The organism is Ignavibacteriota bacterium (genome assembly GCA_016713565.1).
Lineage (GTDB): Bacteria > Bacteroidota > Ignavibacteria > Ignavibacteriales > Melioribacteraceae.
On the sequence record JADJOX010000002.1, the window covers coordinates 70,273 to 96,164 of the forward strand.

The 25,892-nt window shown below is 32.9% G+C and carries 12 protein-coding genes; 10 read left to right on the forward strand and 2 right to left on the reverse strand.

The annotated features are described in order from the left end of the window. Positions 1-18 precede the first annotated feature (18 nt). From IPK06_02570 to IPK06_02615, 10 genes are all read left to right on the forward strand, one after another. Positions 19-2,940 (forward strand): carboxypeptidase-like regulatory domain-containing protein, encoded by a 2,922-nt coding sequence (locus IPK06_02570; GenBank protein MBK7978899.1) that lies wholly within the window; start codon positions 19-21, stop codon positions 2,938-2,940. A gap of 211 nt (positions 2,941-3,151) precedes the next feature. Further along, positions 3,152-6,082 (forward strand): TonB-dependent receptor, encoded by a 2,931-nt coding sequence (locus IPK06_02575; protein MBK7978900.1) that lies wholly within the window; start codon positions 3,152-3,154, stop codon positions 6,080-6,082. A 71-nt stretch (positions 6,083-6,153) separates the two neighbouring features. Continuing rightward, positions 6,154-7,983, forward strand: coding sequence for a T9SS type A sorting domain-containing protein (locus IPK06_02580; GenBank protein MBK7978901.1), 1,830 nt, complete (start codon positions 6,154-6,156; stop codon positions 7,981-7,983). Positions 7,984-8,076: 93 nt separating this feature from the next. Then, the gene (locus IPK06_02585; GenBank protein MBK7978902.1) at positions 8,077-9,681 is read left to right on the forward strand and encodes a hypothetical protein; all 1,605 of its coding nucleotides are present in this window, start codon (positions 8,077-8,079) and stop codon (positions 9,679-9,681) included. Positions 9,682-9,727: 46 nt separating this feature from the next. Next, on the forward strand, positions 9,728-11,206 hold the full coding sequence (locus IPK06_02590; protein ID MBK7978903.1) for a C69 family dipeptidase: 1,479 nt from the start codon (positions 9,728-9,730) through the stop codon (positions 11,204-11,206). A 28-nt stretch (positions 11,207-11,234) separates the two neighbouring features. Continuing rightward, positions 11,235-12,677, forward strand: coding sequence for a glycoside hydrolase family 125 protein (locus IPK06_02595; GenBank protein MBK7978904.1), 1,443 nt, complete (start codon positions 11,235-11,237; stop codon positions 12,675-12,677). A gap of 48 nt (positions 12,678-12,725) precedes the next feature. After that, positions 12,726-15,755 carry a GH92 family glycosyl hydrolase gene (locus IPK06_02600; protein MBK7978905.1) on the forward strand — a complete coding sequence of 1,010 codons (3,030 nt, stop codon included), beginning with the start codon at positions 12,726-12,728 and terminating at the stop codon, positions 15,753-15,755. Between the two features lie 29 nt (positions 15,756-15,784). Next, positions 15,785-16,906 carry a carbohydrate-binding family 9-like protein gene (locus IPK06_02605; GenBank protein MBK7978906.1) on the forward strand — a complete coding sequence of 374 codons (1,122 nt, stop codon included), beginning with the start codon at positions 15,785-15,787 and terminating at the stop codon, positions 16,904-16,906. Further along, positions 16,903-19,374 carry a prolyl oligopeptidase family serine peptidase gene (locus IPK06_02610; protein ID MBK7978907.1) on the forward strand — a complete coding sequence of 824 codons (2,472 nt, stop codon included), beginning with the start codon at positions 16,903-16,905 and terminating at the stop codon, positions 19,372-19,374. Before IPK06_02605 ends, IPK06_02610 begins: the two co-directional genes overlap by 4 nt. A 27-nt stretch (positions 19,375-19,401) precedes the next feature. Next, entirely contained in the window at positions 19,402-21,903 is a 2,502-nt protein-coding gene (locus IPK06_02615; protein ID MBK7978908.1) for a hypothetical protein, read from the forward strand. On the opposite strand, the gene IPK06_02620 is transcribed toward IPK06_02615, so the two are convergent. Both IPK06_02620 and IPK06_02625 read right to left on the reverse strand, forming a co-directional pair. Next, complete coding sequence (locus IPK06_02620; GenBank protein ID MBK7978909.1) at positions 21,896-24,298, reverse strand: glycoside hydrolase family 95 protein; 2,403 nt, start codon at positions 24,296-24,298, stop codon at positions 21,896-21,898. The genes IPK06_02615 and IPK06_02620 overlap by 8 nt on opposite strands. Before the next feature lie 29 nt (positions 24,299-24,327). Then, on the reverse strand, positions 24,328-25,872 hold the full coding sequence (locus IPK06_02625) for an arylsulfatase (GenBank protein ID MBK7978910.1): 1,545 nt from the start codon (positions 25,870-25,872) through the stop codon (positions 24,328-24,330). Between the last annotated feature and the right edge of the window lie 20 nt (positions 25,873-25,892).

The window sequence follows — 25,892 nt, forward strand, 5'->3', positions numbered from 1 at the left end:
CAATAAATTGAGGTTAAAATGTTAAAAGTTAGAAATAAGGTAATAAATACAATCATTTTTTTGCTTACAGCTTTTAGTATAATAAATGCGCAAAATTCAAGTTTGCGCGGGGTAGTGGTAGATAGTCAAACTAAAGATCCTTTACCTGGAGCGAACGTAATTTTAGTTGGTACCAGCATTGGCTCCGCTACAGATATAGAAGGAAAATTTTTAATTAGAAATATTTCGAGCGGACAGTATAAACTTAAAGCTACTTATGTAGGATATGACGCAAAAGAAATGAGCGTTAATTTGGTTGCCGGCAAAACAATAGAAATAGAATTTGAATTAAAAGCCGTAAGCGTTGAAGGTGAAACAGTAGTAGTAACCGCACAAGCAAGCGGACAAAAAGAAGCGATTAACCAGCAATTGTCATCAATACAAATAAAGAACGTTGTTTCAATGGCAAGAATACAAGAATTGCCCGACGCGAACGCAGCGGAATCAGTAGCAAGATTACCCGGAGTATCATTGATAAGAGAAGGCGGAGAAGGCTCTAAGGTTGTAATCAGAGGATTGTCGCCCCAATATAATCAGGTAACAATAGACGGAGTTGAATTGCCGGGCAACGTTGTTTCAAATGATCCGGGAGAGCAAACAACACTAATAGGAGACAGAGCGACAAATTTGAGCATGATATCATCCAGTATGCTTGGGGGAATTGAAGTAATAAAAGCGATAACTCCAGATATGGATGCTGCTGTATTAGGTGGCGTTGTAAATTTTGGATTAAGAAAAGCAATCAAAGATGAAAGTGGAAATCCTACATTCGGATTAACAACACAAGGAAGTTATAACGGATTAAAAGAGACATATAATGATTATATGCTGGTTGGCTCCTATGAACAAAGATTTTTCGATCAGAGCTTCGGAGTATTTTTACAGGGATCTACAGAAAGAAGAAACAGAAGCTCAAACAGCTTAGGTGCCGGATATGTATTGGAAGATAAGACACATGGAGACGCGGGCATACCTAACATTAATTCAGTAAATTTAACCGATGCATTCAGTGAGAAGGAACGACAAGGTGCGACTTTGGTTTTGGATTTTGCACATGAAAACGGCGAAATAGGAATGATGAACTTTTTCAGCAGAAGTGTAACACAGACTGATTATAGAAATCAATCTTTAAACTTAACAGGCGACGATATTTTCTATTCGGCATCAGATGTAAATAATGACTTGAATGTAATTACAAACTTGCTAAGTATTAAACAAGAAATACCCATATTCCACGTTGATTTGAAGTTTGCACATACCTATTCTGAAAGTCAAAACCCAGGTGACCTTAACTTCCTCTTTTGGCAAGATGTTGGTGGATTAGCCGGTCTTGGCAATTTGACCAAGTTACATCCAAAAGAATTATCGAAACTGCCGAATTATAATTCTTCATTGTCGAGACTAAATACAATTTCAACAACTGAAAACTTTTCACGTGACAGAGTACTTTCTGCATCGATGGATTTTCAAACCGAGTTTGTGCTTTCTGATTACTTAACCGCAAAAGTTAAATTCGGCGGAACTTATTTACATAGAAATAGATCTTTTGATATTAATACCGGTCATGCCGGAAATATTTTCCTTGGCGGAGGTAACACAGTTGCAAACATTTTAAAGTATTACCCTGATATGGAGATGAACGGAAGCAGTGTTACGGTAACAAACTTTATCGATAAATCTTATTCATTTGATAATTTCTTGGGCGGTGAATATCCAATTCATTATCCGATTGATATAGATTTTATGAAACAAATTTTGAAAATTGTTAAAACAAATAGTCCGGACGGAGAATCATATAAGGAAAATGAAAGTGTTTCAAAAATTCATGATTATCACGGTACTGAAGAAAAAAGTGCGGCATACATAATGGCAACATTTAATATTGGTGAAAATCTTACTGTTCTCCCGGGTGTACGTTACCAAGACCTTACAACTCATTATTTTGCATATAGAGGAAAACAAGTTCCCGGTGGATATCAATACTCTGATACTACTATAAATAGACCAAATGGCTATTTACTTCCGGCATTGCATTTAAGATATAAACCTATAGCTTGGCTTCAATTGCACTTTGCTTATACAAATACTTTAAATTACGCAGATTTTAATACTATTGTACCTAAGTACAATATTGGAACTGGAAGTATTTCTTACAATAATTTTAGGTTGAAACCGGCGACATCAGAAAATTATGATTTAGTTTTATCTGTTTATAATAATGAAATTGGCTTATTTACAATTGATGGATTTAAGAAAAAAATCAAAAATCTAATTTTTGCTTCCAATATGTACTTAACTGATTTAAGCGCATATCCTGATCTTCCCCAAGAAGGGAATAGATTGTTCGCATTCAGTACATTTGTTAACAATCCCATACCAATTGATTTATGGGGAATTGAAACCGACTGGCAAACACATTTTTGGTATTTACCGGAACCGTTTTCCAATATCGTTTTCAATATTAACTATACACATATTTTCTCTGAAGCGAGTTATCCGAGAAGTGTGTTAAATAATGAATACAATGAAAATGGGGAGTTGGTTTCAACCGTTATTGATACATTTTATACAACGAGATTATTAAACCAGCCCAATGATATTTTAAACTTTTCTCTCGGATATGATTATGGCGGTTTCTCGGGAAGAATTTCGTTGCTATACCAAAACAATATATTTAAACGTCCGGCATTTTGGATGCAGGAAAGAATTATTTCCGATGCATATTATAGATGGGATTTATCTTTAAAACAAGAACTACCGTGGTATGGAATACAAGTTTATCTAAATCTTAATAACTTTACCAGTCGGGATGATATTGATATAAACCTTAAGAATAAATATCCCGTATCTGAAGATAGTTATGGTATGACTGGAGATTTGGGATTTAGAATAACACTTTAATTTTTTATTAGAAAAAATGGAAAAAAATTAACGTTGAATTTCAATTTATTTTTATAAAATTTTCATTAAATGATTAAAATAAAATTATTATTGAAAATTGTATTGGAGAAATTAAGGAAATTATTTATTTTGACATTACAAAAACTTACACGAGTAAGTAAAATCCTTTATACTATTAACATTTTAGATTAACCTATTATACGAGGTAAATATGTTTGGTAAAAATCAAGCATTTTATTTAATGGTTATATTTTTATTAATAATCACTGTATCAAATAATTTTTCCCAAAATTCAAGTTTGCGCGGGGTAGTGGTAGATAGTCAAACTAAAGATCCTTTACCCGGAGCGAACGTAATTTTAGTAGGTACCAGCATTGGATCCGCTACAGATATAGAAGGAAAATTTTTAATTAGAAATATTTCGAGCGGACAGTATAAACTTAAAGCTACTTATGTAGGATATGACGCAAAAGAAATGAGCGTTAATTTGGTTGCCGGCAAAACAATAGAAATAGAATTTGAATTAAAAGCCGTAAGCGTTGAAGGTGAAACAGTAGTAGTAACCGCCCAAGCAAGCGGACAAAAAGAAGCGATTAACCAGCAATTGTCATCAATACAAATAAAGAACGTTGTTTCGATGGCAAGAATACAGGAATTGCCCGACGCGAACGCAGCGGAATCAGTAGCAAGATTACCCGGAGTATCATTGATAAGAGAAGGCGGAGAAGGCTCCAAGGTTGTAATTAGAGGTTTATCTCCTCAATATAACCAGGTAACAATAGACGGAGTTGAATTGCCCGGAAATGTTGTTTCAAACGATCCAACTGAACAATCATCAATAGTTGGAGACAGAGCGACAAATTTGAGTATGATATCATCCAGTATGCTTGGGGGAATTGAAGTAATAAAAGCGATAACTCCAGATATGGATGCTGCTGTACTAGGTGGCGTTGTAAATTTTGGATTAAGAAAAGCAATCAAAGATGAAAGTGGAAATCCTACATTCGGATTAACAACACAAGGAAGTTATAACGGATTAAAAGAGACATATAATGATTATATGCTGGTTGGCTCCTATGAACAAAGATTTTTCGATCAGAGCTTCGGAGTATTTTTACAGGGATCCGCAGAGAAAAGAAATAGAAGCTCAAACAGCTTAGGTGCCGGATATATATTGGAAGATAAGACACATGGAGACGCGGGCATACCTAACATTAACTCTGTAAATTTAACAGATGTTTTTAGTGAGAAAGAACGTCAAGGTGCTACTTTGGTTTTAGATTTTGCACATGAAAACGGCGAAATAGGAATGATGAACTTTTTCAGCAGAAGTGATACAAAATCATTATTTAGAAGACAAGATTTATCTCTAATTTCGGATGATTTAAATTATTCAGCAACTGACTCAAGAAATGAATTAAATATAATTACAAACTTACTCAGCATAAAACAAGAAATACCCATATTCCACGTTGATTTAAAATTATCACATACTTATTCAGAGAGTAAAAATCCGCAGGACATGACTTTTTCGTTTTGGCAAGATAATGCGGGCTTATCTGGTCTTGGTAATTTAACAAAACTACATCCGCAAAAATTAGCTTCATTATCGGTTCCAAATTCAGCGAATACTGCTTTTAGCGGAATAAGTACTTCTGAAAATTTTACAACCGACAGAGCATTAGCCGCAGCTGTCGATTTTCAAACGGAATTTATAATCTCAGATTATTTAACTGCAAAAGTTAAATTCGGCGGAAGTTTACAACATAGAAATAGAACTTATGATTTTAATACTGCTAACGGTTCATTCTTATATTCAGGTAGTCAAGCAGGTTTAGATGCGATATTTGATAAATATCCCGATTTAATTTTAACAAGCGGACGAATTGGACTAGAAAACTTTATTGATGAATCGTATGATTACGGTAATTTTTTGGGTGGCGATTATGAAATAGCTTATCCTTTAGGTTTTGATCTAATGTATGATATTTTAGATATCGCAGCGAAGGTTCCTGGTTCAAAGGGTTATGAAGGTTACAAAGTAGATCTGCATGGTTCAAGATTATATGATTACCATGGAACTGAAAATAAAAGCGCCGCATATGTTATGGCAACTTTTAGTATAGGCGAAAATATTACTATTTTACCAGGTGTTCGTTACCAAAATCTTACTACAGATTATTTTGCATATAGAGGAAAAGTAGTTTCAGGCGGAATACAATATACTGATACTACTGTTACAAAACCCCATGGATATTTATTGCCGGCATTGCACATTAGGTATAAACCATTGCCATGGCTCCAATTACATTTTGCTTACACAAATACTCTTAACTATCCGGATTTTAATGCTATTATTCCAAGGTATAATATTGGTACTAGTGCTATTTCGTATAATAACTATAATCTAAAACCGGCAACATCTGAAAATTTTGATTTAGTATTATCGGTTTACAATAATGAAATTGGATTATTAACTTTTAATGGATTTAAGAAGAAAGTTGAAAATTTAATTTTTGCGTCAAATACTTATAAGACTGATCTTAGTGATTATCCTGATTTACCGCAAGAAGGCAATAGACTTTTTGCATTCAGCACATTTATAAATAATCCAATTCCAATTGATGTTTATGGAATTGAAACCGACTGGCAGACTCATTTCTGGTATTTACCAGAACCATTCTCAAATATAGTTTTCAATATCAACTATACTCATATTTTCTCTGAAGCAAGTTATCCTAAGAGTGAATTAATAAATGAATATAACGAGAATGGCGAACTTGTTTCTACAATTGTAGATACATTTTATACGACAAGAATGTTGAACCAGCCGAATGATATTATGAATATTTCAATTGGCTATGATTACAGAGGATTTTCAGGCAGAATTTCGATGTTGTATCAGGACAATATTTTCAAAAGTCCGGCTTTCTGGATGCAGGAAAGAGTAAATTCCGATAAATATACCAGATGGGATTTATCCTTAAAACAAGAATTGCCTTGGTACGGAATTCAATTATTTGTGAATTTAAACAATATTACAAGCGAAGAAGATGTTGATCTTAACTTAAAGAATAAATATCCAGTTTCCCGTGAAAGATATGGCATGACTGGTGATATAGGTTTGAGAATTAATTTATAAAATTAATTCAGGTTTAGAATAATTAAACTGATTATCTAACTAATCTATCTACAACCAAATAGGAGGCATAAATGAAAAAAATGCTTTTGTTTTCCTTTCTTCTAATTGCTGCAGTGATGTTAGCTGTTCCTGCGCAAGTTGCTGCACAAGATATCGTGGACGTAGCTGTACTTCCTCCCGGAAATATTAACACCGTTATTAATGGTGATACTTTAGCCGGTGGAGTAAGAGCTCATCCAGATCGTATCTACAGATTAAAAAGAGGTTCTATCTATCAAGTAACTGAACCTCTAAGAATTAATGGTAACCTTACAATTATTGCTACTGACGTTGACGGTGATCCTAACGCAGCAGCAAACAGACCTCCAGTTCTTGCTCCTGCAATTCTTGCAGATAACTCTTCAGTTGGCGGTTTCTTTGATTTTATTGGTGAAGGTGCCAAAATTGATTTAAGTGATCTTTATCTTCTAGCTATCAGAGCTGACCAAAACTGGTTAGGCTGGGGCGAAGGTATGGTTATCCGCGCTGATCATATTTCTTTGAAAATGCGTCGTGTAATCATGGAAGGTTGGTCAAACGTTGCTATTAATCCAAGTGGACAATGGCATAAAATTGACGTTCAAGACTGTTACTTCAGAAATAACCAACATACCGGTTCTTGGTTTGGCGGTCAAGTTATGAGAGGTCCTGGCGGTGTTGCTTCAGATACAATTATTTTCAAAAACAATACTTTCTTTGCTAACAGCTCTTATATTTTTGACGTAAGAGGTTTTGACAAATTATCTGTATTCGAACATAACACTTGCGTATTCGGAATTGTTAACCCATTCCTAATTCGTCAAGCTTCAAACCTTCATATGAAAAATAATGTGTTCTATTCAATGCATTCATTCGGTGGAAACCCGACACACGTTATTGACGGTTGGTTCTTAAATTATCCTGATACAGCTTCAAGTACAATTTGGAGAGTTAGAGGACGTGATTCAGTTAGTTATTGGTCACAATTATGGGGTTCAACAATTAGCGGTCCTGAAGCATTCGTAAATGATGCTGTTGGAGCAACTGCTGATTTATTCAACCCAGCAAACAGAGTTACAGACGCACAAAACAACGCTTATTATTTCCCACAAGCATTAAACGATTTTATTGATGCTTATAATGATACTACAACTATTGCTGATTCTATCGGAATCCCGGTAATGGGTGGAACATCGAAAAAAGATTTAGTAAGAAGAGTGATCAAAAAATCAGGTTGGATCAGCGAATATGCTCAATGGACACTTGATGAATTATTACCTTCAGTTGGTACTTCAGTAACTCATCAAAATAACGAATCAAATGATCCTGGTTTTGCATCTGATGTTGCAGATCATATCAGCGAAGTAAATAATTATATTCATGAGATCAGCACCGGAACAATCGATGAAGTTACCTGGCATTATTTACCAGCAAGTGGTAATTTATATCCACCAACATGGCCGGTTCCTGAAAACTTAGCATATACAAATGCAGCTATGCAAAGTGCAGGAACAGATGGTTTTGCTCTTGGTGATTTGAACTGGTTCCCATCTCAAAAAGCTGAATGGTTAACTGGAGTTGAAAAAGTTGGTAAAGAAATTCCAAATAATTTTGAATTAGTTCAAAATTATCCTAACCCATTCAACCCAACAACAAACATTGATTTCAAAATTGCAGCTACAAGCTCAGTTAAATTAGTTGTTTATAATATTCTTGGACAAAGAATTAAAACATTAGTTAACGATAAATTGCAAGCTGGTAATTATCAAATAGTTTGGAATGGTACAGATGAATTAGGTAACAAAGTTGCTAGTGGAAATTATTTATTAAGCTTAGAAACAGATAATTTTAGAGCAACAAAGAAAATGGCTCTCTTGAAATAATTTTTGTTTAATTGAGTTTATTTGACAGCCGGTTGTTAATTTGCCGGCTGTTTTTGTTTTATCTTGTGCGACAAATATCTATTAAGGAAAATAATGAAAAAGTATTTTTATCAGAGAGAAAAAATTAAATTAGTATTGATTCTCTTTTTTGTTTTTTATTACAATACCTTATTTGCACAAAAAAAAGAAATCGTTGCTTATTATCATGGCAATTATTCGGATAGACATATCGGACATGAAAAATCTCTACAATCATTTGATATGTTCAAATATGTTACCGTTTTAAATTATGCTTTTGCTGTTCCTTGGCCCGATAGCAATGGGGTTATTTTACCAAAATTAACAAATGAATTTTTTGCCTACCAAAAATCTTATCCCGGTGAAAACAGCGTAGATGGAATTGCCGATGTTGATTCTCAAGCATTAAAAGGTCAATTCAATCAGCTTAAAAAAATTAAAAAACTTAACCCGCACTTAAAAATTGTAATATCATTAGGCGGATGGGGAGGTTCAACTTATTTCTCGGATCTAGCGCTTACTCCAGAATCCCGAGAGATTTTTGTAAATGCATGTATCGATTTATTCATTAAAGGAAATTTACCGCAAAAAAATAATTCCGGCGGAACAAATTCGGCTTTTGGTGTTTTTGACGGGATAGATTTGGATTGGGAATTTCCCATAACCGGCGGACCTGAAGGAACTCACAGTAATCCAAACGATAGAGAAAACCAGACTGCATTATTTAAGTTGTTCAGAGAAAAATTGGATGAAATAAATCCGAATTTTCTCTTAACAGCCGCGGTAACCGGAAGATCAAATGAATTTTGGCTTTATAATTTTAACGAAGATCAAAATTATCTTAACTGGTTTAACTTAATGTCGTACGATCTTCATGGAATAGCTGATTCTTATTCTAGTCACCATACAAATTTGCTTAGTTCTGAAAATGATGTTGATCCTAAAAAAGAATCGTTAGACAGAATGGTTAGATATTTATTGGATTCTGTTAAAGTTATGCCTGAAAAAATTGTACCCGGCGCGGCTTATTACGGAAAAGGCTGGGAAGATATCGATTCTAACAATAACGGATTATATCAAAAAGGAAATTTTTTAAATAAATGGGGTTATATCGGCTTTAAAGATTATCGGGATTTTAAAGAAGTAAATGATCAAGGATTTATTAGCTATTGGGACGATAATACCTTGGCTCCGTATTTGTACAATCCCAAAGAAAAGATCTTTTGGTCATATGATGATCTTAGATCAATTTCATTGAAATCAAGATATGTTGACGCGTTTAATCTTCGCGGTTTAATGTTCTGGCAAATATTTGGAGATGATTCACTTGGTAATTTAACTAAAACTATTTTTTATAAAAATATGCCAGATGTTAAATTTAATGAAACCAACTCCAAAAAATCTGAGATAAGTATAAATTTCGATTCGCCGAAAAATTTGGATGAATTTAAAATTGGAAATAATATTATCTTAAAAGTAAAATACAAAGAGGTAATTGGAAAAATTAAGAAAGCGGAATTTTTTGTTGACGAAAGCTCAATTGGTTACAATACTTTTGAACCCTTTAATTGGGCTTGGTTCAATGCTTCTGAAGGAGAACATACAATCCAATGTATTGCTTACGATCAAAATGGGCATACCATAAATTCGGAAAAAATTAAAATATTAGTTAAGCGGTAAAGTGACCAACTAATAAGAATTGAATTATAAAATGAAATGTGAAAAAATGAAATATAAAATATTTTGTTTGATTTTGCTTAACGCATTTAGTCTGAATATATTATTTGCGCAGCAGAATATTGACCTCAATTGTTTGACAATTATTGTAGGTAAAAATGCTTCTTCTGACGGATCAGTTATCGTTGCTCACAATGAAGATGATTGGGGAAAGCAAATTGTTAATCTTTATAAGTCGCCTCAAAGAATTCATAATGAAGATGAAATAATTACTTTAGATAATGGCGGAAAAATTAATCAAATAAAAAATACCAACGGATTCATTTGGATTGAACTTCCCGGTATGAGTGTTTCAGATACGTACCTAAATGATAAAGGTGTTCTCATTACATCCGACGGTTGTCCATCACGCGAAGATAAACCGGATTCGACCGATGGCGGAATTTTATATTGGATTAGAAGAATTATTGCAGAACGGGCGGAAAGCGCAAAACAAGGCGTTAAATTAGCGGGAAAATTAATTGAACATTATGGATATGCTTCTCCGGGCAGATCATACACAATTGCCGATAAAAATGAAGCTTGGGTATTAGCAGTTGTGCACGGCAAATATTGGGTCGCACAACGAGTGCCGGATAATCAAATCTCGGTTATTCCTAATTATTACACAATTAGAGAAATTAATTTGGCAGATACTAATAATTTTTTGGGCTCAAGCGACATAATTTCATACGCGGAAAAGAGAGGATGGTATAATTCTGAGAACAATGAAAAATTTGATTTTGCCGAAGTTTATACTTCAAAAAATTCAATAAATCATCCAGGTAATATTAATAGAATATGGCGCGGAATTAATTTACTCTCGGAAAATGAATTTAACATAAAAGATAAATTTCCATTTTCGTTTAAACCTTTTAAGAAAGTTGAAGTCACTGATCTAATGAACATTCTTAGAGATCATTATGAAAATAGTGAATTGGATGAATCAAAGTTTTATAAATTCGGTAATCCTCATTATAAAAATTACGCTACAATTTGCAGTGAAGCTACGCAGTATAGTTTTGTCGCTCAGCTTAGAAATAATCTGCCCGTTGAAATTGGCTCAATACTGTGGTTCACATATTATAGACCTTGTTTAAATTTATTTACTCCAATTTATTTGGGAATAAATGATTTCCCAAATGACTTTAATTATACAGATGAACAGCAGGCAATTAAATTTCATTTGCATCCGAAAGAAGAAATATTTGATTCTAATTCGGCGCTTAAATATTGGGATTTTGTAAAGCTTACAAATTATGTTGACAAAGATTTCCTGACTTTTTATCCTAGCGTAAAATCCCAAAAAGATATTTTACAGAATGATTTAATCATTGAAACAAAAAGATTTGAAAATAGAGTAATGGAAATTTATTTAAAGGATCGCGAATCGGCTTTGGATATGGTCAGCGGCTTTTCAAAAGATAAATTAATTCAAATTCATAACACTTCTAAAGAATTTTTAAATTCAATCAAAATAAGAAAATGATATTATAAAACATTTTTAGGAAAATAAAATGGATGGCAAAATAACAAGAAGAAATTTCATTAAAAATACTGCTGCTATTTCAAGCATATCTATGCTGGGATTTTCATCAGTCGATAAATTATTTGCGTCGGATAATTTTATTTCGCAGCGTCCGGCTAAAGATAATAGAAAATTTACAAGCGAAGCCGTAGATAATGCAATAAAGGAAATTAAAAATAAAATTGCGGATGATGAATTAGCCTGGATGTTTGAAAATTGTTTCCCTAATACGTTGGACACGACTGTTCAGTATGAAGAAATTAACGGGAAACCGGATACTTTTGTTATAACCGGCGACATTCACGCAATGTGGTTAAGGGATTCTTCCGCTCAGGTTTGGCCTTATCTTAATTTAATTAATGAAGACCCAAAATTAAAAAAACTTATTGCTGGTGTTATTAACCGCCAGTCAAAATGCATATTGATTGACCCTTACGCAAACGCGTTTAATTACAGCAATGAAGGGAGTTACTGGCAATCGGATTTAACCGACATGAAACTGGAACTTCATGAACGTAAATGGGAAATAGATTCTTTATGCTATCCAATTCGTCTGGCTTATGGATATTGGAGAGAAACAAAGGATACTTCCGTATTTGATGAAAACTGGTTAAAGGCAATGAATTTAGTAGTTAAGACCTTTATTGAACAGCAAAGAAAAGATAATTTGGGTCCTTATAAATTTCAAAGAGTTTCCGCCGTATCAACAGATACTGTTCCATTGAGCGGTTACGGAAATCCAGCTAAACCAAACGGAATGATAAATTCAAGTTTTAGACCATCAGACGATTCATGTATTTTTAATTATTTAGTTCCTTCAAATCTTTTTGCTCTTCAATCCTTAAAACAATTGAAGGAAATTTTAATTAAAGTTGTAAATGACGCGCAGTTAACGGAAGAGTGCAGTAAACTTATCAATGAGTTAGAGGAAAGTATCCATAAATACGCAATAAGTGAACATTTAAAATACGGCAAAGTTTATGCTTTTGAAGTAGATGGATTCGGCAATATGTTATTTATGGATGACGCTAATGTGCCTAGTTTGCTTGCGCTTCCTTATATCGGCGGTGTTGATCAAAATGATGAAGTTTATCAAAATACCCGTAATTTTATTTTTAGCGAAGATAATCCTTATTTCTTCAAAGGTAAATATGGCGAAGGAATCGGCGGACCTCACGTTGGATTAAATATGATTTGGCCATTGGCAATTACAATGAGAGCGTTGACTTCTAATGACGATGAAGAAATTAAAACTTGCCTTTCAACATTAAAGAAAACCCATGCAGGAACCGGATTTATGCATGAAACATTTCACAAAGACGATCCATCGAATTTTACGCGTAAATGGTTTGCCTGGGCTAATACTTTATTCGGAGAATTAATTTTTAATCTGTATAAAACTAAACCTCATCTATTGAAAAATACTTATTGATAAAATTTTTAAATCTAGTGTTACATAAAAATTAAATTGGAAATCTAAATGCGTAAAGTAATTTTTCTCGTGATTATATTTTTACTTAGTTCTTCAATCTCATTCACACAGGTTGATTACACAAAATTTGTAAATCCTTTTATTGGTACAGCCGAACATGGTCATACTTATCCCGGTGCGGCGTTGCCGTTTGGAATGATGCAGTTAAGTCCGGATACCGGAACCGAAGGCTGGGATTGGTGTTCCGGCTATCACTCAAGCGATAATTCCATAATGGGATTTAGTCATACTCATTTAAGCGGAACAGGTGTTGGTGATTATGGCGATATTTTATTTATGCCTTATACCGGAGCAACTAAATTTCTCCCAGGTTCAAAAGAAAATCCAGATGAAGGGTACAGATCAAAATTTAGTCACGAAAATGAAAAAGCTTCACCGGGTTATTATTCAGTATTTCTTGAAGATAATAAAATAAATGTTGAATTAACGGCAACAAAAAGATGCGGCTTTCATAAGTATGATTTTAAAAACAGCGGTACCGGAAGTTTAATAATCGATTTAACTCATGGTATAGAAGATACACCAATAGACGCGTTCATTAGAATTGTTGATGAAAATAAAATTGAAGGCTATAGAACATCAAGCGGATGGGCAAAAAAACATTCGGTTTATTTTTACGCGGAATTTTCTCAAAACATTTCAAATTATTTAATCCAATTGAATAATAGCGAAATAAAAGATAATTCGGTAAAAGGACAATTTGTAAAAGCCGCGTTGAATTTTAATCTCAATTCAACAAATGAATTGATGGTTAGAATTGGAATATCGGCTGTTAGTATTGATGGGGCTAAGAAAAACTTGTTTGAAGAAATACCCGATTGGAATTTTGAGAAAGTTAAAAACACCGCCAATAAAATTTGGAACAATTGGCTAAGCAAAATAGAAGTTGACGGCGGAACAAATGATCAAAAGGTAACTTATTACACTTCAATGTATCACGCGTTTTTATCGCCAAATATTTTTAATGACGTTGACAAAAAATATATTGGCATGGACGGCAAAATCAAAATTGCGAAAGATTTTGATATGTATACTATTTTTTCTTTGTGGGATACGTTCAGAGCATTGCATCCGTTATTAACTATACTTGACGAAAAATTGACCGCTGATTTTATTAAATCATTAATCGCTAAATATGAAGAAAGCGGACTGCTTCCGGTATGGGAATTAGCTTCAAATGAAACAAACACAATGATTGGTTATCATTCAATTCCGGTAATAGTAGATGCATATTTGAAAGGCATTAATAATTTTGATATAGAAAAAGCATATAAAGCTATGACCAACAGCGCGATGAGAGATGAACGAGGTTTAACGTATTATAAAAATATGGGATTTATTCCAATGGATAAAGCGCATGACGCCGTTTCAAGCACATTGGAATATGCATATGATGATTGGTGTATTGCTCAGGTCGCTGAAAAACTCGGTAAGAAAGATGATTACAAATATTTTATGTCTAGAGCAAAAAATTATGAAAATATGTTTGATCCAAAAACAAAATTTATGAGAGGAAGATATAACAGCGGAGAATGGAGCAAAAATTTTGATCCCGTTGCGCCATCATATTTAGGTTCGGGTGAATTTACGGAAGGAAACTCTTGGCAATATACATGGTTTGTTCCGCAAGATATTACTGGTTTAAAAAAATTAATCGGAGGAGATAAATTATTTAAGCAAAAACTTGATTCACTGTTTACTTTGGAAGTTGATCATGAAAAGTACCAGATGCCTTCGGATGTAACCGGATTGTTGGGTCAATACGCTCAAGGAAATGAACCGAGTCATCACATTGCGTATTTGTATAATTTCTGCGGCTATCCTTGGGAAAGTCAAAGTATTTTAAGAAAGATTATGAATGACTTTTTTCACTCCGATAGAAATGGTTTATGCGGAAACGAGGATTGCGGACAAATGTCGGCTTGGTATGTTTTAAGCGCTATTGGTTTTTATCCCGTTCTTCCCGGAAGTAATCAATATGTTATTGGAAGTCCTTTATTTGAAAAGGTTACAATACATCAAGAGAATGGTAAAGACTTTACAATTACTGCTAAAAATAATTCTAATGAAAATAAATATATTAAATCGTCAAAGTTAAACGGAAAAAAATACAATAAGTTATTTTTCACTCATAATGATTTAAGATCGGGGTCCTCATTACTACTAAATATGAGTTCCAAACCAAATAAAGAATTCGGTAATGAAATTTCCTCAAGACCAAGTTCGGCAATTAGTAAAGAATTCAAATCAATAAAATATGATAAATACTTTGCGCCGATCATTTATCCTTCAAGATCGTTGTTTGCAAATAAGATAAATATTGAATTGGAAAATTTCAATGAGAATTCTGTAATCAGGTATACAACAGATGGTTCGGACCCAAATGAAAAGTCTGAAAAATATACTAAACCATTTATAATGAATTCATCATTTACGCTTAAAGCACAAGTGTTTGGTAAAGAATTCAAACCATCCGAAAAAATTCAAAAAACTTTTAATAAGTCTATTGTTAGGGATGAGTTAGATCCATTTTATTCTTTAAATGGAAAGATATATCCGGAAATTACTGAAAACACTAACTTTAACAAAAATTATTCGGGCGGCGGAATAAATGCATTAATCGATGGTAATTTTGGAACTAATGATTATAGAAGTCCATTTTGGCAAGGCTTTGAGGGAACAAATTGCGATGTGATTATTGATCTCGGCAAACAGACTGATATAAATAAAATATCGGCAAATTTTTTAGGTAACCAAGGCTCGTGGATTTTTTTGCCGAAAAAAGTGAGCGTTTCATTTTCTAATGATGGAAAGAATTTTAATAATGAAACAACAATTGCTGAAATAAATGTTAAAGAAAATTCCGAAGTTGAAATTAAAACCCTAGAAAAATCATTTGAAAACATAAACGTTAGATATATTCATTTTATAGCGGAAAGTATCGGCAAGTGTCCTTCATTCCATAAAGGCGCCGGAGCAAATGCGCATTTATTTATTGATGAAATAACTATTGAATAACATTAAATATTTTTAAAGTGGTAATGAATATGAAAATCAAAATTGCTTTACTCATTTTTTTATTTATAAATATATCGGCACAAACAAAAAAATCCGTCCCGCAAAGCAAAATTCCTTTTAATCCCGAAAAATATATTTGTTATAGAACAAACCAGCCAATAATTATCGATGGTAAATTTGATGAGGAAGATTGGAATAAAGCAGAATGGACAAAGGATTTTGTTGATATCGAAGGTGATTTAAAGCCGAAACCGTATTATAACACACGGGTTAAAATGTTATGGGACGATGAAAATTTTTATTTTGCGGCATTAATTGAAGACCCACAAATTTGGGCTACGTTAAGACAAAGAGATACAGTAATATTTTATGATAATGATTTCGAAATATTTATTGATCCCGATGGTGATACACACAAATATTATGAATTTGAAATTAATGCGTTTAATACGCAGTGGGATCTGTTAATCGCGAAACCTTATAGAAACGATGAAAATGTAGCGTTGAATGGATGGAATATTGCGGGCTTAAAAACAGCTGTCAATATAAACGGAACAATAAACAATTCCAATGATAAAGATAAATATTGGACAGTAGAAATCGCGTATCCTTGGAAAGCATTGTGTGAAATGACTTCTATGAAATTTCCGCCTAAAAATAAAGACCAATGGCGAGTTAATTTCTCAAGAGTTGAATGGGATACCGAAATTATTGATGGAAAATACAAAAAGAAAACAAATCCGAAAACCGGAAAAACACTTCCCGAAAACAATTGGGTTTGGTCGCCTCAAGGAATAATAAATATGCACGCGCCGGAAACTTGGGGGTTTGTTCAATTTTCGGAAAACAAAGTCGGTACGGAAATAGCGAAATTTAAAAATAATGACGAAGAAGAAGCCAAATGGGCATTGCGTAAAGTATATTATGCGGAACACGACTATTATTTGAACCACGGCAAATTTACAAATGATTTCAAATTGCTTAATCTTGACGAAGTAATTCTTCCCGAAAAATTTATTTGGCCTCCTGAAATTGAAGTGACTTCAACACAGTTTGAGGCAATTATCAGAATTAAAAATGATAATAGATATTTTATAATTTATCAAGATGGACTGGTCAAAAAGTTACCGGTCGAAAGAGATATAAAATGAAAAAAATAATTTTAGCATTAATTACTATTCTATCAACATTAAGTTTTGCGCAAGAACAAATTATTGTAAACAAAGGATTACTCTTAAAAATTAATCCTCCCGGCAGAAGGTCGCTTTCGCAGGTTGATCCGATAGAATCAAAAATAGTTAATGATAAATGGACAGAGCCAAAGGAAAATGAAAAATTTGAATTTGATACGATAAAAACAAATTGGATTGCCGTAAATGCTGATGATAAAGGATGGTTTTCAAATGAGAATGAGTGGAGCGGTTCCTATCTATATTATAAATACGAATCAAATGTAGATAAGATTATGCTGCTTCAAGGCTTTTCATATTATAATGTTTTTGTTAACGGCGAACCAAGAATAGGTAATGTTTATGGGACAAAAGAAAATTATGAAAGCTGGGAGCCGAATTTTAATAATTCATTTCTACCGGTTAAAATTAAAAAAGGAAAGAACGAATTTTTATTTCAAATGAATTACGGAAGAATGAAAGCGGTTTTAAGGGAAATAAAATCCGAAGCCTTTTTCAATTTAAATGATATTACATTGCCGGATGTTTTTAAAAATGAACCTTATAATGATTTTGGCGGAATAATTGTAATTAATGCTCAAAATAAAACTTTAAAGAATGCCGTAATTAAAGTGACAAATTCTGAAGGAAGAGAAGTTGTAACCGAAGTTCCTGATATCATTCCGGTTTCGCTAAGAAAAGTAAAATTTAATTTTTCAGGAATGGCTAAGAATAATGATTATGAAATTCTTAAACTACAACTTATTGTTAACGGAAAAGTTACGGATGAGCAGGATATAAAATTAAAATGTGCCGCAAAATTCGATGCGTATAAACAAACATTCTTAAGCTCGATCGATGGAAGCGTACAGTATTACGCCGTTAAGCCGTCGACAAATACGGATGGCGGTCAATCATTATTTTTATCGGTACACGGCGCAAGTGTAGAAGCGATAAATCAAGCCGGTTCGTATTCAAATAAGGAATGGGGAAATATTGTTTGTCCTACAAACCGCAGACCTTACGGCTTTAACTGGGAAGATATTGGAAGAATTGACGCAATGGAAGTCTTAAATATTGCGAAACAAAAATTTCATCCCGATGAAAATAGGATTTATTTAACCGGACATTCAATGGGCGGACACGGAACTTGGTATCTCGGGGTGAATTATCCCGATCAATTTGCAGCAATAGGTCCAAGCGCTGGCTGGATTTCCTTATGGAGTTATAGATTTGACGGAATTTCAAAAAACTTTAATTCTAAACAAAAACTTTATACAAAAGCCGCAAAACAAAGCGATACATATTCTCTTGCGCATAACTTTTCAAATTTAGGCATTTATATTTTACATGGTGACGCGGATAGCGTAGTCAGTCCGTTTCAAGCTAGAAGTATGATAAGAACACTGAATGAATTTCATAAAGATTTTGATTATCATTTTGAACCCGGCATGGAACATTGGTGGGATATTGATACAGTTAAGGAAGGTTCTGATTGCGTTGATTGGGCGCCGATGTTTGATTTTTTTGCAAGACATGCTCGTTCGCTCGATAGAGTAAAAAAAATAAACTTTACTACGGCTTCTCCCGGAATATCCTCAAAAAATTATTGGGTTACGGTTGAGCAGCAAAACGAACTTTTTGAGCTTAGTAATGTAGATATTGAGTTTGTACCTTTTGTAAATATTTTTAGAATAAAAACAAAAAACGTCAAAACACTTTCAATAGATTGCAAGGAACTTGGTTTGATCAAAGGAACTGATATTGTTTTTGAAATTAACGATGAAAAATTAAATGGAAAAATTGAAAATAATAAAATTTACTTAACTAACAATGGTAAGAGTTGGGAAATAAAAAATTCAATTGATAAAAATGAAAAATCTCCCGTAAGATATGGGACATTCAAAGATTTATATAGAGACAGTTTAGTCTTTGTGTACGGAACAAAGGGTACCGATGAACAAAATGAACAAATACTTGCTAAAGTAAGATATGATTCGGAAATGTTTTGGTATGTTGGAAACGGCGCTGTTGAGATAATTGCCGATGTTAATTTTAATCCCGATAAATATCAAAAAAACAATATTTTATTATACGGCAACAGTGATCAAAATTCGGCGTTCAAAAAATTATTAAAAGATTCTCCAGTCAAAATTAACAATAGCGGCATTGAAGTTGATAAGAAAAAATTAAACGAAAAGGATTTAGCCTGCTATTTTATTTATCCTAAAAAGGGAAGTGAGAAAAATCTTATTGGCGTTATTGGCGCTACGGGTGATAACGGAATGAAATTATCATATCTGAGACCATTCCTAAAACCAGGTTCATCTTTCCCGGATGTAACAGTTTTTAACAAAGATATTTTAGTGAAAAAAGACGGCGGTTTAAGTTTAGTAGGGCTTTTCGGTTTGGATTGGTCAGTTAAAAATGGTGAATTTATTTTTGAATAATTTTATCATACTTTGTATTAAAAACTAATGATAAGCAAAATATATAAGCTGCTTATAATATTATGCTTTTCTAATGCAAATATTATTTCGCAAAATAATTTTATCACAAATGACTTCAATTGTGATTCTATTCGCGATACTTCCGGAATTAAATCAGAAGAAATTTTCTTCAATCCAAAAAATTTATATCAAAAAAAAGATTGGATAGGAAAGTGGATATGGCTTAATAAAAAGATCTATCCAGATTATCAGAAAACTTATTCTGCATGGATTAATTCGGAGTTAAGCAGTAAAAAAAAATATAGAGCTCTATTTAGGAAAAAAATCAATCTAACTACATTACCCCAAATAGCTGTTTTAAATATTAGCGGTGATGTTTCGTATAGAGCTTACCTAAATAATGAATTAGTATCAGAAGGACCTCCCAATATTGGAAGCGATTATGAAGATAAAAAACCGCCTGAACATTGGTTTTTTACTTCGCATAATATTCAAAATAAATTAAAAAAAGATGAAAATATTCTTGCCGTAGAGGTTTTTTCTTTTGATAAAGTTTTATCTGAAACAACATCCGGTTCAGGAAAATTTATTTGTGATTTAGATACAAATTTTAACAAAGTAATTTTATCAACAGATTCATCGTGGAAATGCATACTTGATACAAGCTATATAAATTTAAAAAATATTTTTTCCTTCAATTCCAATTATGAATTTGAAAATTGGAGAAAGTTAAATTATGACGATAGAAATTGGTATTATGCTTCAACAATAGAGGAAGAAACGAAAAAATATTTAGAACAAAGTAAAATTCCAATACCTTCAAGACAAGAAATCATACCTTTAAAAATTGTTGATGTTACTCATCAAGTATCTTATGAAAATATAAATGACTTAATAGATAAAAAAATATATAAGGCAGAATTAAATTTTGATCTTGGTAAAAACATTTCAGGTTATTATAGTTTTACCGTGAAAGCAAATAAAAATGATACAATAAAATTCTTCCCAATTGAAAAAAATAAAACCAACAGACCATTTATTTATATATGTAAAGAAGGTATAAATAATTATTCTATTCCATATTTAAATGCTTTTAGATATTTGAAAGTTGAAATTAAATCAAATAATGGATTAGAAATTAAATCAATTAATATTGATTATTCTTCATATCCAATAACGAATGCGGGTAACTTTGAATGCTCTGATACAAATTATAGTCAGCTTTGGGATATTGCGCGTAACACAACGCAAATGTGTATGCAAAGCTTGTATTTGGATTCGCCGTTACACCAAGAACCAATTGCGTGTACGGGCGATTATCTAATAGAAACTTTATCAAATTATTACGCATTTGGAGATAAATGGCTGGCTCGTCAGGATTTAATTAAAACTGCCAAAATGCTTAAAAAAAATAATTATGATATGTTTCATACCAGTTATTCTCTGCTTTGGGTTCAATGGTTAGCAGATTATTTCAAATACACTGCGGATACAGCATTAGTTCAAAAGTTAATTGTTGATGTAAATAATTTGAATAAATTATTTGAAACATATCTTGATGAAAATTATTTATTGACTCAAGCCCCAGACTATATGTTTATGGATTGGATAAAAATCGGCAAACATAATGCTCATCATCCACCGGCAGTTATTGGTACCGGATACCTTACTGCGTTTTATTTTAAATCTTTAATTGAAGCTTCAAAATTAAATCAGTTACTTGGAAACGATATAATAAAAAATAAAAATTTGTTATTAGCCGAAAAAATTAAAACGGCTTTTAATTTATTATTATGGGATAAACAAAAAGAACTTTATAAAGACGGAATTCCGTTTCAAAGTAAAGTTAAAAAACATTTTTGGCTTCCTGAAGATGAAGATATAACTACTTATAGTCCTCATGTGAATACTCTTGCAGTTTTGTATGGCATTGCTCCAGTTTCCAAGCAAGAATCAATTATGAAATATGTAATAAATCAAAATGAAATAGAACTTCAGCCTTATTTTACATACTATGTACTTTCAGCAATCGCTCAAATAGATAAATTTAATGCTTATGGATTAAATCTGCTTAATAAATGGACTAACGGAATTGATTTTGAAACATACACTTTAAAAGAAAATTGGCAGAATGAAACCGAATTCGGGTATGTTGGTGATTATAGTCACGCATGGGGCGGTTCACCTTTATTTTTCTTATCTAGTTTAGTGCTTGGAATTGTTCCAAATGAACCCGGGTACAAGACAATACGCTTTACACCTTTCGTAAGCGATAAGATAACTTGGGCGAAAGGGAAAATTCCAATTGATGGAGAAAACAAAGTTGAAGTTAGTTGGAATAAAAATAATAATATATTTAAATACGAAATAAATATTCCTAAAAATTATACTTGTATTTTGGTTCACCCAAAAGAGTTTAAAGATTATTTGTTTATGATAAACAACCTTGAAAAAGGAAATGCTGATGGCGTTTTTAATCTAAGTTCAGGTAAGTTTATAATTGAATATAAAAAACCTAATTTTAATTAAATAATGGAAAATATTCTTTACCTTTTTCAGTTTCAAAATCCAAAATCTTGTCTTTATATTTAACCTTACAAGGATTGCCGATTTTTGAAATAATTTTTGTATAAGTTAGATTTCCATTTTCCCACTTCATATCAACTTCAAATCCGCCTTTTGCACACAAACCTGAAATTTCTCCATTGAGCCATTCTTTAGGAAGAGCGGAGAGAAGATTAATTTCATCGTCACTGCTAATTAGAAGCATTTCTGTTATGCCAGCAGTTGTGCCAAAATTTGCGTCCATTTGAAAAGGCGGATGCTGACCGAATAAATTTGGACTTGTGCTTTTAGACAGTACAACGTCCAAACTTTTTTTCGCGTTTTCGCTGTCATGCAATCTTGCGTAAAGATTAATTAACCAAGCGGCACTCCAGCCGGTATGACCGCCGCCATTCTCTATTCTATAATTTAGAGACTTTCTGGCAGCTTCCGCAAGTTCAGGTGTTTTAGTTAATGATATTTGTGAACCGGGATGTAACGCAAATAAATGCGACATATGGCGGTGGCCTGGTTCTACTTCTTTAAATTCTTCGTTCCATTCCATCAATCTGCCGTCACTTCCAATTTTGGGACCTTGCAATTTTGATTGAGCATAAGCAACTTTTTCTACTAACGCATTTTTTACGCTTAATTCTTTTGAGGCAAAAATAAAATCATTAAATAAATTCCAAATCAATTCCTGATCGTGAGCCGGTCCCATTGAAATTTGACAATTACTTCCATCGGGTGCGATGAACGAATTTTCCGGCGACCCAGCAGGTCCCGAAAGCAATTTACCTGTACTAGGATCTTCAGTAAGCCAATCCAGGTAAAATTCCGCTGAAGATTCTAAAGTTGGATATAATTTTTTAAGAAAATCTTTATCATAAGTAAAATAATAATGCTGCGCTATATGAGAAGATATCCAAGCTCCAGCGCTCATATGCAAACCCCAGCTTGAATTTTCTCCTGGGGAAGTATAACCCCAAACATTTGTAATAGGATGCACAACCCAGCCATTTGAATTGTAATGTACTTTTGCGGTCAATTTGCCGGGCTCAACTAATGATTGAATTAAATTAATTAACGGCATGTGTAATTCACTTAAATTAGTTATTTCAGCGGGCCAATAATTCATTTCAACATTAATATTTGTATGATAATCTCCGTTCCAAGGTGTTTGAATTTTATTGCTCCAAATGCCTTGTAAATTAGCGGGAAGTGTTCCCGGTCTTGAAGAAGAAATAAGCAGATACCTTCCGTATTGGAAAATTAATTCAACTAATTTCAAATCATTTTTACTTTCTTTAAAATCTCTAACTCTAATATCCGTCGGGACTGTATCTTTCATTCCTTCAGAAAGTTTAAAATTAACTCTATTGTAATAAGTTTGATAATCGCTTACATGTCTTTCATACAAATCATTAAAATCTTTTTTAAAAGCATTTATTAAATTATTTTCAGTAATGTTTATGTAATCTCTACCTCTATATTCCGGATATTTTAACATATAATCAGTTGAAGCGGTTAAATATAAAATTACCTCATCGGAATTTTTAATAACAATTGAGGAGTCAGAATAATTTATTTGTCCGTTTTTTATTTTAGCTTTTAAACGAGTCATATATTTTAAACCGCCGCCGCCTTTTCCGTTATCAAGTTCACCGAACATTATTAATTCATTATTTTCGCTCTTGGTATTAAATCTTTCCGGCCTGGTTAATTTACATTCAAAAGAAAGTTGTCCCGGTTTATCTGCCGTAAATTTTGCAATCATTACTTGATCAGGAAAGGATGTGAAAATTTCTCTTTTAAAATTAATTTCATTTTGAATATAAGAAACATTTACAACGGCGTTATTTAAATTCAATTCACGATAATAATTTTTATAGTTGGAATTATTATTAAAATTTATCCATAGATCACCCAAAGTTTGAAATGAACCAAATGGCACAGACGTTCCGTTGCCGTGTCCCGAGCCGCTGCCTTTGCATATTTGTGTTTTTTCAGTCAGTTCTGAAGCTTCTTTATATTTACCTGAAAAAAGTAATTCTCTTATTTTTGAAAGAGCGGGAAATGCATTTGGATTATTATTATCATCGGGGCTGCCCGACCACATGCTTTCTTCATTTAATTGAATTCTTTCAAAATTTACGTCACCGTAGATCATTGCGCCAAGCGAGCCGTTGCCAAGAGGTAAAGCGTTAAGCCATTCTGGATCATCGATCCAAGGATTATCGTTGTCAAGAACACTTGCTTTTGCTGGTTGTTCATACCACAATTTTAATTGGGTTGGTTTATTATTTTCGGATTTCAAAGATGATGTGAAAAGATGTACGAAGATAATTAAACAAAAATAAAATATTATTTTGCTTTTCATTTATTCTCTATTATAATTAGTAATTATTTCTATTTATCGCCTAAAGTTTTCATTTTAAATAGCGGTATAGCAGGAGATGTATGTTCTTTATCTAAAATGATTTTTATTTGATTTATTATATCCGGGTTTTGATCGGCAATATTATTTTCTTCTTTAATATCTTTGTCTAAATCATAGAGTTCAATATTCAAATTCCCATTTTTTATATCTTTTCTAATTGCTTTAAATTTCCCCATTCTCACGGCTTGCTGTCCGCCGTATTCAGGAATTTCAAAATAAATATATTCCGGCTGGTCTTGAGTATTTCCAAGTAAAGTTGGAAGAAAACTATTGCCGTCAATATTTTTTGGAATTGCAACATTATTAATATCACAAAATGTTGGGAGCATATCCCAAAATGCGGATATATGATCGGACTGTGAATTTGCCTTAATTTTACTCGGCCATGAAGCTATGAACGGAACACGAATTCCTCCTTCAAACAAAAAACCTTTTCCTCTTCCTTTTTCACATCTTAATATACCGCCGCTGTTAAAAAAGTTTGGATCAGTTCCGCCGGAAAATGAAGCGCCGTTATCGCTAGTAAAAATAATTATTGTATTGTCGTAAATATTCAGTTTTTTTAATTCACTTACAATTTCACCGACTTGTTCGTCAAGATAAGATATCATTGCTGCATAAGTCGCATGAGGATACCGGCTTGGAAAATAGCCGTCGCTTCCGTCATAAGGTTTTTCATCGCCGAATTTATTCACGTAATAATCAATCCATTTTTGAGGAGCTTGTAAGGCAACGTGTGGAATTGTTGTTGCATAGAATAGAAAGAAAGGGTTTTCTTGATTCTCATTTAAATAATTTAAAACCTCTTTCTGCATAAGTTCAGGTGCGTAGTCTGTTAAACTATAATCAGAATAATTATTTATATCATAAGGATCAGCGCCATCTTTTAATTTTTGATGAGACGGAACTAATTTATTTTGAAGAATTTCTTTTTTATTATTTCTCCATAAATGTTTTGGATAATAAGTATGTGCTTGTCTCTGGCAGTTATAGCCGTAGAAAAAATCAAAACCTCTATTATTGGGATTTCCATTTGAAAGCGGGGCGCCTAAACCCCATTTCCCGATCAATCCGGTTTTGTATCCGTTATTTTGCAGTATCTGACTAAGAAGAGGAATAGAATCCGGAATTGGTCTTTGTCCCTCTAAATTTGGATCTTCTAAAACTTTTTGAAAATTCCAAACATCACCTCTTTCAGACCATTCATCATTTCCTCTAATATAAGTATGACCTGTATGCTGACCTGTTAGCATTGCACAACGAGATGGAGCGCAAACTGCCGAACCAGAATAATATTGAGTAAATTTAATTCCTGATTTTGCAAGCGCATCAATGTTGGGCGTCTCGATTTTTTTTTGTCCATACGTGCCTAATTCACCGTATCCAAGATCATCGGCAACAATTAAAACTATATTAGGTCTATTGTGATCTTTAATCACGCTTTTGGAGGAACAAAATGTTAGCGCAAGAGTTGTTATAAATCCCGCGCTAATATTAACTAATCGCGAATAAATCAATTTGTTTACCAATTAAT